Origin of the sequence: Streptomyces olivochromogenes (genome assembly GCF_001514115.1) — a bacterium.
Classification (GTDB): domain Bacteria; phylum Actinomycetota; class Actinomycetes; order Streptomycetales; family Streptomycetaceae; genus Streptomyces; species Streptomyces olivochromogenes.
In genome coordinates this window covers 17,301-30,605 of record NZ_KQ948477.1, presented here as the reverse complement: position 1 = coordinate 30,605, position 13,305 = coordinate 17,301, and the positions used below count along the sequence as shown (strand labels likewise).

Annotated in this window: 15 protein-coding genes and 1 pseudogene; 10 read left to right on the top strand and 6 right to left on the bottom strand. The window is 66.5% G+C overall.

Annotated features, from left to right (window positions below; genetic code table 11):
- Positions 1–13 precede the first annotated feature (13 nt).
- Positions 14–157: a hypothetical protein gene (locus AQJ27_RS56850; protein WP_159064550.1), complete on the bottom strand. Its 144-nt coding sequence runs from the start codon at positions 155–157 to the stop codon at positions 14–16.
- Positions 154–624, bottom strand: a complete 471-nt coding sequence (locus AQJ27_RS43695; RefSeq protein ID WP_235613861.1) for a DUF6415 family natural product biosynthesis protein — start codon at positions 622–624, stop codon at positions 154–156. The genes AQJ27_RS56850 and AQJ27_RS43695 overlap by 4 nt, the downstream gene beginning before the upstream one ends.
- A 189-nt stretch (positions 625–813) precedes the next feature.
- On the opposite strand from AQJ27_RS43695, the gene AQJ27_RS43690 reads away from it, so the two are divergent.
- Together AQJ27_RS43690 and AQJ27_RS43685 are read left to right on the top strand one after the other, a co-directional pair.
- Entirely contained in the window at positions 814–2,202 is a 1,389-nt protein-coding gene (locus AQJ27_RS43690) for an NsdA family TPR-like regulatory protein (protein ID WP_201264460.1), read from the top strand.
- 72 nt (positions 2,203–2,274) lie between these two features.
- On the top strand, positions 2,275–2,757 hold the full coding sequence (locus AQJ27_RS43685) for an SAM-dependent methyltransferase (RefSeq protein ID WP_067382229.1): 483 nt from the start codon (positions 2,275–2,277) through the stop codon (positions 2,755–2,757).
- Between the two features lie 306 nt (positions 2,758–3,063).
- Here the strand turns inward: AQJ27_RS43685 and AQJ27_RS43675 are convergent, their stop codons facing one another.
- The gene (locus tag AQJ27_RS43675) at positions 3,064–3,405 is read right to left on the bottom strand and encodes an ATP-binding protein (RefSeq protein ID WP_235613860.1); all 342 of its coding nucleotides are present in this window, start codon (positions 3,403–3,405) and stop codon (positions 3,064–3,066) included.
- A gap of 278 nt (positions 3,406–3,683) precedes the next feature.
- Here AQJ27_RS43675 and AQJ27_RS43670 point away from each other — a divergent pair, with 278 nt between their 5' ends.
- The 5 genes and pseudogenes from AQJ27_RS43670 to AQJ27_RS61025 form a co-directional block, all read left to right on the top strand.
- Positions 3,684–5,087 carry a helix-turn-helix domain-containing protein gene (locus tag AQJ27_RS43670; protein WP_079065720.1) on the top strand — a complete coding sequence of 468 codons (1,404 nt, stop codon included), beginning with the start codon at positions 3,684–3,686 and terminating at the stop codon, positions 5,085–5,087.
- Positions 5,084–5,965 (top strand): aminoglycoside phosphotransferase family protein, encoded by an 882-nt coding sequence (locus AQJ27_RS43665; RefSeq protein WP_067382225.1) that lies wholly within the window; start codon positions 5,084–5,086, stop codon positions 5,963–5,965. Before AQJ27_RS43670 ends, AQJ27_RS43665 begins: the two co-directional genes overlap by 4 nt.
- Before the next feature lie 226 nt (positions 5,966–6,191).
- Positions 6,192–6,419 carry a hypothetical protein gene (locus tag AQJ27_RS59425; RefSeq protein WP_235613859.1) on the top strand — a complete coding sequence of 76 codons (228 nt, stop codon included), beginning with the start codon at positions 6,192–6,194 and terminating at the stop codon, positions 6,417–6,419.
- Complete coding sequence (locus tag AQJ27_RS59420) at positions 6,416–6,643, top strand: HAD-IA family hydrolase (protein ID WP_235613858.1); 228 nt, start codon at positions 6,416–6,418, stop codon at positions 6,641–6,643. The genes AQJ27_RS59425 and AQJ27_RS59420 overlap by 4 nt, the downstream gene beginning before the upstream one ends.
- Positions 6,644–6,690: 47 nt before the next feature.
- A pseudogene (locus AQJ27_RS61025) lies at positions 6,691–6,936 on the top strand (IS110 family transposase); the annotation flags it as partial.
- 24 nt (positions 6,937–6,960) lie between these two features.
- On the opposite strand, the gene AQJ27_RS59415 reads toward AQJ27_RS61025, so the two are convergent.
- Positions 6,961–7,413: a DUF5959 family protein gene (locus AQJ27_RS59415; RefSeq protein ID WP_235613857.1), complete on the bottom strand. Its 453-nt coding sequence runs from the start codon at positions 7,411–7,413 to the stop codon at positions 6,961–6,963.
- Between the two features lie 84 nt (positions 7,414–7,497).
- A protein-coding gene (locus AQJ27_RS61020; RefSeq protein ID WP_425275274.1) for an IS630 family transposase occupies positions 7,498–8,582 on the bottom strand; the annotation gives its coding sequence in 2 pieces (ribosomal slippage) (positions 7,498–8,135 and positions 8,135–8,582; 1,086 coding nt in all).
- Between AQJ27_RS61020 and AQJ27_RS60315 the strand changes: the two genes are divergently transcribed.
- A complete protein-coding gene (locus AQJ27_RS60315) occupies positions 8,576–9,352 on the top strand; it encodes an IS110 family transposase (RefSeq protein WP_079065718.1) in 777 nt (258 codons plus the stop codon). The genes AQJ27_RS61020 and AQJ27_RS60315 overlap by 7 nt on opposite strands.
- 500 nt (positions 9,353–9,852) lie before the next feature.
- Positions 9,853–9,978: a hypothetical protein gene (locus AQJ27_RS60310; RefSeq protein ID WP_258572997.1), complete on the top strand. Its 126-nt coding sequence runs from the start codon at positions 9,853–9,855 to the stop codon at positions 9,976–9,978.
- A 230-nt stretch (positions 9,979–10,208) separates the two neighbouring features.
- Here AQJ27_RS60310 and AQJ27_RS43630 read toward each other — a convergent pair whose 3' ends face one another.
- A complete protein-coding gene (locus AQJ27_RS43630; protein ID WP_067382208.1) occupies positions 10,209–10,817 on the bottom strand; it encodes a hypothetical protein in 609 nt (202 codons plus the stop codon).
- A gap of 710 nt (positions 10,818–11,527) precedes the next feature.
- Here AQJ27_RS43630 and AQJ27_RS43625 point away from each other — a divergent pair.
- Positions 11,528–12,334 carry an ISAs1 family transposase gene (locus AQJ27_RS43625; protein ID WP_425275273.1) on the top strand — a complete coding sequence of 269 codons (807 nt, stop codon included), beginning with the start codon at positions 11,528–11,530 and terminating at the stop codon, positions 12,332–12,334.
- The last annotated feature ends 971 nt before the right edge of the window (positions 12,335–13,305 follow it).

Genomic DNA, 13,305 nt, shown 5'->3' with positions numbered 1-13,305 from the left:
AGAGGCACCGGTGTCACCGGGGCGTGGAAGGGGCGATCTGAGACGGCGGGGACTCCTCGCCGGGCGCAGCAGGGCCGGTTGCGCGCTCGCCGCGCAGAACAAGCCAGGCCATCGGCACGAGGATCAGCCCGATGACGACGGCTCCGGTCGCCGTCATGTCCGCGGCACCGAAGCGGCCCAGACCAAGCAGGCGAGGGCAACAGCGAAGACCGCCCCGCGCAGCACGTTGATCCTCGGCTTCCGCCAACGCCGCCTGGGGCCGACGCGCTCCACATACGCGACCAGTTCCTGGGTCGCTTCGGCGAGCTGGACCAGGTACACCCGGCTGGGCATGTAGCCCTCGGGAATGCTTTCGGAGCAGAGCCGCTGCGCGCGCAGCAGGACAGGGATGCCCGAAGCGGTCCGTGCTCCCAACTGGGCAACGTGACCCCGCAGACGGCGAGCGAGGTCCTCCACATCAGCAGCGCTCTCGGGCAGCGGCGAATCATCGCCCAGCACGAGCGTCACCGTCTCCGACGCGGCCACCACGTGATCACGCTGCGGCGCCCGCTCCACGGTGACGGACCCTCGCCCTCCGCTCCGGCCCTGGATGTCTCCTCCGCGAGGGACCAGCGAAAGACGCATGACACAACTCCTGTTCGGATCAAGCCAAAGTGAGCCGAGATCGCCCGTTGGCACCGACGGCTGGCGTGCGAAGTGAGTGATCTGGCCGCTACGTTGAGCGAACCGTGAATCCCGTCTGAGGGGTATGCCTGTGCGGACCGGAAGGCCGCCAAAGGCGCCAAAGATCATTTCGGAACCGAGGGGCAGTCCATGGCCCGTGAACGAAACGTCGCCCTCGCCGCACTCCTGCGCGAAGCAGGCTGGTCCCAGCCGCAAGCAGCCGCTGCCGTTGCCCGGGTGGCCGCGGAGAGCGGCGTGCGTGAGCTGGAGGCGATCTCCCGCTCGCACATTTCCATGTGGGTCCTGGGCACGAAGCCGAGTGGCAGAGCGCCGCATATCCTGCGCGAGACGCTGTCCCGCAGACTCGGCCGCCGCCTCACCTTGGCCGACCTCGGGCTGGAAGAAGAGCCGACAGGCACGACCGACAGCGGTTCCGACTGGAGCGTCGACCCTCTGACCGCATTGGCCGAGCTGGGAAGCGACGATCTCGACATGCACCGACGCAAGCTGCTGGCCACCGCCGCCTACTCCGCGGCTGGCCTCGCCCTGCCTACCGCCTCGTGGTGGGCAGCCGCCCCTGCCGCAGCGGCGAACCGTCGACCGGTATCCCCGCGCTCGGTGACCCAGGTGGACATCGACGACGTCCGCGACCTCACGGTCTACTACTCCGCGCGTGACCAGCAGCGAGGCGGCGCCTCCGGCCGCAAGGCCCTTGCCAGCCACCTGCTCGACGAAGCGGTGCCGCTGCTCGGCGGTCGATTCCGCACGGATCAGCTCCGTCGCGACACGTACTCGGCCGTGGCAGAGATGACCTATCTCGCCGGCTGGATGGCCTTCGATGCCAGTGAGCACCGCACCGCCCAGCGCTACCTCACCATCGCCGCCCGGATCGCGGCGGAAGCCGGAGACGGACCGCTCGGCGGCCATGTCCTGCGCGCCCTCGCCCACCAGGCCGTGGACCTCGGGCATCCGCGTAGGGCGCTCGCCCTGGCCGACGCCTCGATGTCCCGCGACCGCTACGGCCAGGCCAGCAATCGTGAGAAGGCACTGCTGGCGATCGTCCATGCACGCGCACTCGCGGCCGACGGCGACCGGGCCGGCACTCTCGCGGCCATCAGCCGCGCAGAGCGGGACCTTGCCCGCGCCGACACAGTCGAGGCGCCGGCCCGCGTCGGCTTCTTCCAGGAAGCGTCCCTCGCCCACGAAACTGCCTGCGCTCTGCGCGACATGGGCCAGCCGCTCGACGCGGAGATCCACTTCAAGCGCAGCGTTGCCACCCGCCGACGCCAGCAGTACGCCCGAACCCACAGTGTCACACTGGGCTACCTCGGCGCCGTCCAGGTCCAGCAAGGCCGCCTCGACGAGGCATGCGCCACCTGGAACCAAGCACTCGACGCCATGACTGGCGTCCAGTCTGGCCGCGCCCGCGACGTCATCGTCCGCCTCCAGAGCGACCTCTCGCCCGTCCGGCAACGTGGGGGCCGCCATGTCACCGAACTGGACCACCGGGCACGGAGCATGCTGCGGGCCATAGGCTGATCGCGACACGGGCTTGTGGTGCCCCACAGCAGCTCGTGGATCCGCATCTCCAAGGGAGAGGAACCAGTACCGGTGACGACGTACGAGGTCGAATCGATCGCATCGGTCGTCGGCGGCCACACCCGCGTTCAGGACGACTACCAGGGCGGGGTCCAGTCGGTGATCCGACTCAACCAGGGGTACCCCCTCGAAACCCTTCAGGGGATCGAAGAGTTCTCCCACTTGACGGTGACGTGGCGCTTTCACTTGGCGCAGCCCGAGGATGTCCAGCTCCACGCCCGCAGCCCCCGGGGGAACCCGCAGTGGCCGGCGACCGGAACATTCGTCCACCGGAACCACCGGCGCCCCAACCAACTGGCCATCAGCTACCCAAGGCTGCTGGGCGTGGAAGGCCGCGACCTCCTGGTGACGGATCTCGACGCGGTCGACGGGACACCGGTTGTGGACCTGGCCCCCTACTTTGAGGAGATGGGGCCCCGAGGCACCGTCCGCCAGCCGGCCTGGCCGAGCGAGATGCTTGCGACCTACTGGCGTGACGTGTCGGAGCGCTCGTAGGCAGGCTTGTCGTAACTCCTCGACGGTGGCGTCCCCGCGGGCATTCATCACGGCCTGCCCGCGGAGATACGGAGGAGGGTAGACCCGGAGTCACGGGCGTCCTCGCCAACGTTCCCCTCCCCGGAGAGGTTCCGCACGGGGGCTGGGCCCCGGACCGAAGCCTCATCCGGGCTCTCCGAACGCATCGTCGCCGCCGATGAAATCCCGTCGGCCTTCGGGTCGGTTGCGTCGGCCCTGGAGAACGGCGGCGAGTGCCGGCACATGGTGGTGGTCCTTTCGCGGCTCGTGTGAGACGGGCAGGTGTGGCTACGCGGAGTGCAGGATCGTGGCCCAAACGTCCTTGCCGTGCGCAGTGGACGAGCAGCCGTATCTGTCGCTGAGCTTTTTGATCAGCACCAGGCCGCGACCGCCTTCGTCGTTGACGCCAGCCGAGACGGGGGCCGGGAGCCGGGGGTGCGGGTCACTGACGCACAGGAAGACACCGTCAGGGGTTCGGGTGAGAACGACCTTCACTGGAACCGAGGACTCGTGCTCCTTGCGGGCGTGCTGGAAGGCGTTCGTCAGCAGTTCGGACACGGTGAGAGTGACCCGCCAGTCGAGTTCGGTCAGGCCCCACAGACGTAGGCACGCCCTGACGAGGTCACGCACGCCCGAGACGGCTGCGGCTGTCAGAGCGATGTCGATTTCGCATGCGCCGGAGCGCGTCCGGACCGTTGAGCTTGTGCCCTCCGTGATGGGCTGTTGAGCCTCCATCAAGTCTGCCTTCATGGGGAGTCCCTCGTTCGACGAAATCTCTCCAACCGGCGCCGGATGCGGTGTGTACTGGGGTGGCGGCCGTGAGCAACCATTGAGCCAGGCCGATAGGACCGCGTGCAGATCTTGATTCGGAAACCTCGATCTTCCGTTTCGCGAGCGAGGAACAGCCCATGCCAAGACCCGAGAAGCAGTTGACTCCGGATGCGTCTCCGCGCGACTGGTTTGGCTATGAACTGCGGACCTGGCGCAAGAAGCGCGGCCCTCTCACGCATGCCGACTTGGCCGCGAGAGTGCAGGTCAGCGGCTCACTCATTGAGAAGATCGAGAAGGGGACTGCTACCTGCTCGAAGGACTTGGCCGAGCGCCTGGACGAGGTCTTGCAGACCGGCGGCGTCTTCACCAGGGCGTGGGGAATGGTGTTTGGTCAAACGGAAAAACCCCGCCCCGAAACGGAAAGTGCACCCCGCGGTAGGGCGGAGGCGTCTGTTCAGGTCCATGAAGGCCGCATCCTGGGCAGAGGTAGTACAACACCTCCAAGCGGGAGCCCTGCCTCTGTGGACCGTCGCGCCTTCCTCGCCACGAGTGGCCTTGCCGCCATCGCCCCCATAGACCTCGTCCACCTCGTCGCCCCAGCAGCCCCTCGGGAGACCCCGACACAGATCCGCCCGCGCGAGATCGGGCAGCTGAAGTCGCTTGCAGATGTCATCCACCGCCAGGACAACGAGCACGGAGGCGGCGGCGCGGTACGAGAACTCGCCCGCGGCGCCATCATGTGGGGAGCCTCCCTGCTGTCGGTCCATTGCCCCGAGCCGCTCCGGCCTGAACTCCTAGCATCTGTAGCCCGGTTAGGGATCGTTGTCGGCGCCTCTCAGTTCGACGCATACGCCCACGACGACGCCCGGGTCAGCTTTCGGCTAGCCGCCGAGTGCGCGGAAGAAGCCGGGGAGTGGCACCTGCGCGCCAAGACGTACTCGTTCATGGCCCGGCAGGAGATCTGGGTCGGAGACCCGGACACCGGCCTCACCCACGCGGAGAAGGGCCTGGTGCGCTCCGACCGCCTCACTGCGACCGAGCGCGCCATGCTGCACACCGCACGTGCCCGCGCCTTCGCCAAGATGCGCGACGTGGGCAACACTCTGCGCGCGGTCGGAGAAGCCGACGCCGCCTTCGAACAGTCCGACCCGGCACAGGATCCACCGTGGATGGCGTACTACGACTATGCCCAGCACCACGGCGACACCGCACACGCGCTGTTCGATCTCGCGGTCCACGCGGACGAGGACCCGGGGCAAGCGGGCCGCCGCTTCGAGATCGCAGTGAGAGGCCACGGCAGCGCCTTCGCCCGCTCACGTGCCATCTCTGAGACGAAGCTCGCTTCCCTGGTCATGGCCAAGGGCGACGATCCGCGGCACGCGGTCGTGCTGGGTCATCGAGCGCTGGACGATGCCGGCAAGCTGACCTCGTGCCGGGCCGCCGACGACCTGCGGGAACTCGCCCGGTTCGCTGGCCGGTACCGGAAGCTCTCCGAGGCCAGTGACCTGCGTGAGCGCATCGCGGCTACGGTGCGGGCGTGACCACTTCACCAACGCCCATCCCAGCAGTACTACAGGCGGCGTGCCTCGCCGCCGGCCTCGACGCGACGGACGCCGAACCGATACGGCTTGCCGAGAACGCCATATGGCGTCTGCCTGGGGGGATTGTGGTGCGCATCACTCAGCCCGGCCAATCTGCCGCTGCAACGCGTGAGGTTCAGGTCGCCCGCTGGCTGGCGACCCAGGGCGTGCCCGCCGTACGCGCCCTTGACCTGCGGCAGCCGGTAACTGCCAACGGACACCCGGCGACATTCTGGCAAGAACTGCCACCTCACGAAATCGGGACCGTCGCCGACGTCGTCACGCTCCTCAAGCAACTGCACGCCCTGCCGAAGCCGGACCTGCCGCTCGGCGAGCTGGACCCCTTCGTCCGGGTGGTCGAGCGCATCGAAGCAGCAAGCACAATCTCCGACGATGACCGGCAGTGGCTGCACGGCCGGCTCAAAGACCTCAAGAACCAGTGGGCTACGAGACCGAAGGGCCTGCCAGAGTGCGTAGTCCACGGGGATGCGTGGGTCGGCAATGTGGCGCGCACGGCGGCTGGCCCGTTGTTGATGGACTTCGAGCGCGCTTCGTTCGGCCCGCCGGAGTGGGATCTCGTGTCGACCGCGGTGAAGCTCACCACGACCGGCGCGGTGTCTGCCCAGGAGTACGCCGAGTTCTGCGAGACCTACGGCACTGACGTCACCGAGTGGGAAGGGTATGGACTCCTATCTGGAGCACGTGAGTTGCGGATGGCGACCTACGCCGCGCAGCACGCTGCCTCCCGTCCGGAGTGGCGGCGTGAGGCGCAGTACCGCATTGACTGCTTGCGCGACCGGTCCGGGGCGCCACCATGGCGCTGGAAGGGGATCATGTAGCCCACGGACCGGGCCAATTACCAGATGCTCACGCTTGAACGTATACAGGGAGGCTGCCTTGCCAACCAGACGCCGTGGCCTGATTCTCGACTTCGGCGGCGTACTCACTACCCGCATGAGGCTGAACGGGCAGGCGTTCGAAAGGTAAGAGGGCCTGAAGCCCGGAGAATACTTCGCTGCCCTCAACGAGAACCCCGAAGGCGTCGCGATCTACGCAGGGCTGGAGGTGGGGAAGGCGACGCAGGAGGACTGGAACCGTGTCATCGGCGGCATCCTCGGCATCGACCCCACCAACTTGATGCAGCGCGCGCTCGCCAACCTTCACCCCGAGCCGCAGATCGTCGCCGTGGCGAAGCGCGCCCGGGCAGCGGGAATCAAGGTCGCCATGCTCAGCAACAGCTTCGGGATCGAGCCCTACAACCCGGCACGTGGACCGACTTCTTCGCCGCGGTGATCCTCTCGGAGCTGGAGGGCGTGCGGAGGCCGTCCCCAGCCATCTACGAGCGAGCTCTCGATGCCTTGGGGCTGATCGGCTCGGGGTGCGCATTCGTGGACGACCATGCAGAGAACCTGCCGCCGGCCGAAACTTTGGGCATCCGAACGGTTCACCACACCTCGGACCCTGTCGCTACTGCCGCGATCCTGGAGTCTCTGGTGCTCGACCCAGCCCCGGCCTGAAGGGGTGGCCTGGCGCTTCCCGTCCGTGATCGACCTGGAGAGACGAGATGACGCAGCGGCCACCGCAGGTATGGGCCGGGATCGACGTAGGCAAAGGACACCACTGGATCACGGTGGTCGACAGCGACGGCGACCCGCTGTGGAACCGCAAGGTGATCAACTCCGAGTCCGACATCCTGGCCGCATTCGGTGAGGCCGTGGGCATGTCGGACCACGTGACCTGGGCTCTCGATCTCATTGACGGCCCGGCATCTCTGCTCTTGGAAGTCCTGGCTACTGAACTTGAAAGCGTGATGTCGGTTGCTGGGATCAGGCGGTCACCGCTTGCGATTGGGGCTCCACTCGTAAGCTCCTGGTGCCGTCTCGATGACTTCGCGGGGCCAGGTCAGTCGGACCTGTTCCAGGCGCCCGCGGTGCTCGGCGATCCAGTCCTCCTGGGGTCGGGTTCGCAGGGCTGTTGTAAGGCGGTCCGGGTCGCTGACCTGGACCGACAGCCAGCCGTCTTCGTGCACGTGGATGTCGAGGCTCAGGCCGCGGTCTCCGCCGATGCTGACCGTCTGGCCTGGTCCCAGGTTGGACAGCTCCTGTTCCCAGGAGTCCAGGTCATGCTGGAAGAGGTAAAGGTCAAGCCGGGCGTCGAGGAAACTTGCGGAGACGAGCACGTCTGCGTGCAGAATGTCGTGGCCGGTCAGCACGCCTGGTTGGGACCGTCCTGTGACGCGCACGATACAGCGGGTTCCATCCGGATCGGCGAGGTGGATCAGATCCATCGGAGCGGGCTCCGTCATTGAGTTACTCGCTTTCGTGCGCTGGCGTGGGCTGCATCGTCTCCTATCGCCGGACGAGCAACACAGTCAGGCCCAGGCTTGGAAAGTCACGTGCCCCGGGGCCAAGCCGGTACCGGCGAGACAGCCGTCGATCACGTCTGGCCGGTACTGGAGCTTCTTGAGTCGATGCTTGACCGCGCGGGTGACTTGGCTGAGGCTGGCGGCGGCGAGGTTGCCGATGTCGCGCTTGACCAGGGACCACACGCCCTCGGTTGGGTTGAGGTCGGGCGCGTAGGTGGGCAGCTGAACGACGGTGAGCCACTCGGCGTTTGCGTCGATGAACTCGCGCAGCGGCTTCGTCAGATGCAGTCGGACGTTGTCCCAGATCAGCACGATCGGGCCGCCCAGCTGGATGCGGGCCCGGACGATCAGATGACGGAAGTCGCGCCAGCCGAAGCCCTTCGGCTGGTCCTTGCGCCCGGTGTACTCCCGGACCGCATAGAACAGCCGGGACCGCTCACCAGGCTTGTAGCAGGTCATGCCCACCATCGACACTCGCCCGGAACCGCGGCCGCGCACCCGCACGACCGGCGAGCAGCCCCGGCGGCCCCAGGTCCTGGCACGCGGCGGAGTCAGCGACTGCCCGGCCTCATCCTCAAAGACGATCCAGGCCCCCCGCTCCGCCGCGATGCTCTTACCCGCGGCCATGTCTCCTTCTTCCAGACTTCGACCGAGGTGTCGTCACGCTCGATGGCCCTCCGGACAGGCTGCTGCCACGACCAGCCATGCCGCTTGAGCAGCAGCCATGTGCCCTCGACCGTGTACGAGACGTGGAACAGGCGACCGATCAGTGTCTTGATCCGAGCCAGGGTCCACCGCTGGTCCACCCAGCCGTGGATCAGCGGTCCGCGCTCCAACTCCCCTTCCAACCGGGCGATCTGCGTATCACTGAGCCTCGGTCGGCCTGGGGATCCCTTCGTCAGGACGCCGGCCTTCCCACGCTCGCGCCACTGGCGACGCCACCGCTCCACGGACCGCTCGCTGACCCGCAGCGCGGCAGCGATCTCCCGATTCTTCTGGCCGCCCTCGAAGCGTTCCACGGCCTGCAGCCGAACCCGCTCCCGGGCGGCCCTCCCGGCGTCGGTCAGCCCGCCGCCCTGCGCGTATCTCACATTCCAGGGCTATCGGAACGGCCCTCCCACCGTCAGGCGAACGGCTCCGACATCACCCAATTAGGTTCAGTAGCCACGATCAGAACCCGCGGTACGTCACCGGCGCGAAGTTCGCGGCCTTCAAGAAGAGCTTCAGTGGCCAGGGCAAGACCGACTTGAAGGACTCCTACATCATTGCCGAGTTCGCCCGCTGTCTCCGGCGGCAGACAGTCCCTGTGCCAGCGCCCCCCAGGGTCACGAAGGAACTCACGCTGATCCTGGTCCACCGCAATGGCCTCTCAACTGAACGCACCAGGACCATCAATCGCATGAGGGCCCTGCTCACCAGCATTTTTCCGGAGCTGGAGCGGTCCTTCGATTTCGCCCAGTCTCAGGGGCCGCTCGTCCTCCTGTCCGGATACCAGACGCCGGCGGCCATCCGGCGCATGGGCGAGAGCAGGCTGACTGCCTGGCTCGCCAAGCGTGGGGTGAGGAAGGCAGGAGCCATCGCAGAGAAGGCCGTAACAGCTGCTAAGGCCCAAGAGTCAGCGGCCAGCGAAGAAGACCTGGCGGCCGAGCTGGTGGCCGAACTTGCTCAAAAGATTACGGAGATGAACAACCGGCTGAAGGAGCTGGAGAAGAAGGTCAAGGAACTTCTCTCCCACACCCCCCAGGCGCCCATCGTCCTTTCCATGCCCGGCTTCGGTGAACTCCTCGCGGCGATCGGCGACACCTCCAGGTTCCCGGCCGCTGGGCGGCTCGCTGTCGGGGATGGCCCTCGTCTCCCGTGACTCCGGATCGAACACCGGAAACCGTCTGCGCCCGACCCAGTACAGTCGCCCCCTCCGGCGGGCTTTCTTCCTGTCGAGCCAGGTTGCGTGCTTGACCGTGGGGGCGTGGGAGAACGAGACGTACCGGCGCAAGTACAAGGGCTACACGCACGACAGGGGCCGCCACCAGGGCTTCGGCGTAGTCGGCGGGCGTCCGTTTCGTGACCACTTGCGGTGAAGGGAGCGCGAGCGGACGGTTCCTGTCTCATGTCCATTGCGCCTCGGTGGCCTGCGTCTCCGCGCACCGTCGGGCGGAGCCAGCCGACGGTGCCGGGGGATGACTCCTGCGTGGCTGAAGAGACAGGTGCAGATGTGGACGACGCTCGTGCATGGGATGAGCGGCTGGGCTGGGCGTTCGGGCTGATAGCAGATGATCCGGCTGCGAGGAGTGCGGCACGCGCTGGCCGTCGTCCTCGACCTGACCGCGTGCGCGATGGCGGACCGACAGCGCACCCCGCGCTATGGCGACCTGGCGCAACCTCGCGGTCGGCGCCCTGCGACTGAACGGCGCGAAGAACATCGCCTCCGGCCGTCGCCGCAATGCGCGTGACGCCCGCCGACCCCTCACGCTCCTCGGCCTCGCCTGAGCATGAAGTGGACGTCACTCGACTACGCCGAAGCCCTGAGGGCTGTCGCAGAATAACTTCAGGCTTTGATCTTGGTCAGGCGGGCTGTCTCGCGAGGTCATCGAGTGGAACGGCGCTTCGGCGTTCGTGAGTTATTTTCCGACGGCTCCCTGGGCCGCTCAGGGGTCGACCGGGTCCGGCGCATGCGTTCTCGGCGTTCCCTCAGGCCGAGACCGAGAGGTATCGCCGCCTCAGATGGTCGGGGTGTTGTCAACAATCGGCCTGTGAATCTCAACGACCGGCTTCCACCCTGCGGAGAACTCGATGAAGTCCGCACGGGTGGGGTAGGTATCGATCGCGCGACGGTCACGCTTGGGGCTGTCGCTCCCCTTGCGCCCCCGGGGAATCTGCTCCTCGAAGATGTCGACCTTCACGTCGGGAACCTCCTTGAGGCCCTGGCGCCAGATCTGCACGATGTCGGCGCCGAACGCCTGCCGGGCCGCAGCGTAAAGGGCCGTGAGGGCCCCCTTGTCCCCACCAGGGACGAAAAGTGCCAGGTCCAGCACGACACCGGCGGACTGGAGGACCTCGATGGTCACCGAGCCGTTCTCGTCGGCCAAGTAGATTCCGGCTTCATTCTCGTCGTCGGGAAGGCAGGAGACCTCTTCCTGGAATACGGTTCTCGCCGTGATCGAGCCGCCCTCGAAATCCTCGCCGGACTTGGTCAGAAAAGCAGGGACATAGCAGTCGGGAAGCTTGAGTTCTGCCGTGTCGGCGGAAACGAAGAGCCTGTCCTTCACGCCGAGCTTCGTCACCTCTTCCAACGAGAGGCGGCGAGCGGCGATCTTCTCCGTGTTCACGATTTCCCTTTCAGATTGCACTGTCCCTCCGAACAAGGACGCTACCACGAAACCCTGAGGTCAACTGCCCAGTAATCTCTGGGTAAATGGCCTCCGATGACCTGCACGGGAAGATACCGAAGCGAGTGCCACTCGGCCGGGAACACGCATCCGCCAGGTAGTGTCCCTCGTCATGGTGTTGGGGATCAACTGGCGGTTGCATTTCGGTGCGTTGGGCAGCGCGAAGGAACCAAAAGAGAGTTTACGGTAGATATCACCCATATCGCCTTCGGGGAGGTGGCGGCGAGGTAAGGCGATCCATTCGTCGTGCATCTCGAAGAGCGCAGCGGAAACAGGCCGGATGGTCCGACAACGCAACAACGGAGACCCCCACCGGCAACATCTGGATGGAGCGCGAACCGGAAGTCGCGTACTACCGCGCCCTCTTCGGTCAGGACTTCGGCGTAGTCGGCTGACGTGCGGTTGCTGACGTATCGTCATGTTGGGTGGGGTTCGGTACACAGCAGGCACGGACGTTCGCGATCACGGAGTTCTCTACGCTCTGTGACCTTGGACTGCCCGTGCCTGCCGACGCATCATCTCTGATCTCCCCTGCCTTTGAACAGCTCAGACCGCATCCGGAAGTGTCGGGGAGCGATCTTCCGGATCTGCTGGAACACCTCGCGCAGGTCCCGGACCCGCGGGATCCGCGGGGAGTACGGCACCCTCTCGTGACGCTCCTGGCACTGACGGCCTGCGCGGTCCTCGCCGGAGCGCGATCCCGGCTCGCGGTGAGTGAATGGGTGGCCGACGCACCGCCGGCCCTGCTCGAACGGCTCGGCACGGCCGTCGACCTGCTGGTCCCGAAACGGTCCTGGCCCGCGGAATCCACGATCCGGCGACTGCTCGCCAGAATCGACGCGGACGCCCTGGACCGGGCGGTCGGAGCCTGGCTCGCGGACCGGCAGACCAGGGGACAAGGGCTTCGAGGGCTCGCGGTCGACGGGAAGTCGCTGCGGGGTGCGGCCCGCGCGAAGGGACGGAAGATCCACCTCCTGGCCGCCTGCGACCACGTGAACGCACTGGTCCTGGCCCAGATGGACGTCGGTGAGAAGACCAACGAGATCACCCGCTTCCGGCCTCTGCTCGACACCCTCGAGGATCTGGCCGGCACAGTCGTCACCAGCGACGCGATGCACACCCAGCATGACCACGCCGTCTACCTGCTCGACCGGCAGGCCCACTACATCGTGATCGCCAAGCGCAACACGAAGAAGCTCCGTCGGCAGCTCAAGTCCCTTCCCTGGACACAGATCCCACTGCAGGACAGGACCCGTGCGACCGGTCACGGCCGCCAGGAGATCCGCCGGCTGAAGGTGTGCACGGTCAACAACCTGCTCTTCCCGGCGCCCGCCAGGCCGTCCAGATCGTCCGCCGCCGCGTCCACCGCAAGACCGGGAAGATCAGCCTCAAGACCGTCTACGCGGTCACCAGCCTCACCGCAGAGCAGGCCGGCCGGGCTCAGCTCGCCCGACTGATCCGAGGGCACTGGACTGTCGAGGCCCTGCACCACGTCAGGGACGTCACCTTCGCCGAGGACGCCTCCCAGCTGCGGACCGGAAACACCCCCAGAGCGATGGCCACCTTCAGAAACCTCGCGATCGGAGATCTCCGCCTGACCGGCGCCCGCAACATCGCCTCCGGCCTCCGACGGGCAGCCCGAGACCAAACCCGGCCCCTTGCCCTTCTCGGCCTCACATGATCAAAACGGACGACATCAAACTACGCCGAAGCCCTGTGGCCGCCACAAGAAGGCCGTGATCGCTGTCGCTCGTCAGCGGGTCTCCATCCTGTGGGCCATGCTCCAGGACGGCCGTCTCTACGAGAAGGAGTACAACCCGTGCGAGAAGGCAGCCAGAGAAGTTCAGGCGGCTTGGCTAAACCCATTAAGAGTCTCGATTGGATGACAAAGCGACTGACTTCACTGTCAAAGGACAGTATCGCTCACGGCAGACAGGAAAAAGGGCGACAGGACTGGATACCTCCGCCGGAACCATGTCAACGTACAACGTCCCGGAAACACCAGGCCAGGATGCGCAGATACTCCGCTGCGGCCAGGGTTGCGAAGTATCTCGGAATCCCGCACCGCGTGAGGCTGTCTTGCTGGCATGGATCCTGCTTGGGAGGTCTGTCTGTCTGATTCCGCTATTCGATCCGCTCGCTTCACTTCACTGGCGCTCTTTGCCCTCGGCGCGCTGAACCTTGGTACGGCCAGGTGGCGGGCGACTATGGCGCTGTCTCCACCGGGCTGTGCGTCTGCGTCTGCGCGGCCGGCCTGTTCGGCGAGGGCCTGTGGCAACGGGGCTACCGCTGCGACCGTGCCGTCCTCGCATGCGTAGCGGCATATCCTGGCGCAAACAACACGGCAAGTGGCATAAGCGCCTTGTTGCGCGGAATCGCGACCGCCTCACGGCTGACGGTCTGCTGGTGCTCGCCACAGAACGGCGCG

Coding starts and splice junctions, on each gene's coding strand:
- AQJ27_RS43670 (WP_079065720.1), top strand. CDS start 3,684: ATGCCAAGACCCGAGAAGCAGTTGACTCCGGATGCGTCTCCGCGCGAC.
- AQJ27_RS60310 (WP_258572997.1), top strand. CDS start 9,853: ATGGCGACCTGGCGCAACCTCGCGGTCGGCGCCCTGCGACTGAACGGC.
- AQJ27_RS59415 (WP_235613857.1), bottom strand. CDS start 7,413: ATGGATCTGATCCACCTCGCCGATCCGGATGGAACCCGCTGTATCGTG.
- AQJ27_RS56850 (WP_159064550.1), bottom strand. CDS start 157: ATGACGGCGACCGGAGCCGTCGTCATCGGGCTGATCCTCGTGCCGATG.
- AQJ27_RS43690 (WP_201264460.1), top strand. CDS start 814: ATGGCCCGTGAACGAAACGTCGCCCTCGCCGCACTCCTGCGCGAAGCA.
- AQJ27_RS43695 (WP_235613861.1), bottom strand. CDS start 624: ATGCGTCTTTCGCTGGTCCCTCGCGGAGGAGACATCCAGGGCCGGAGC.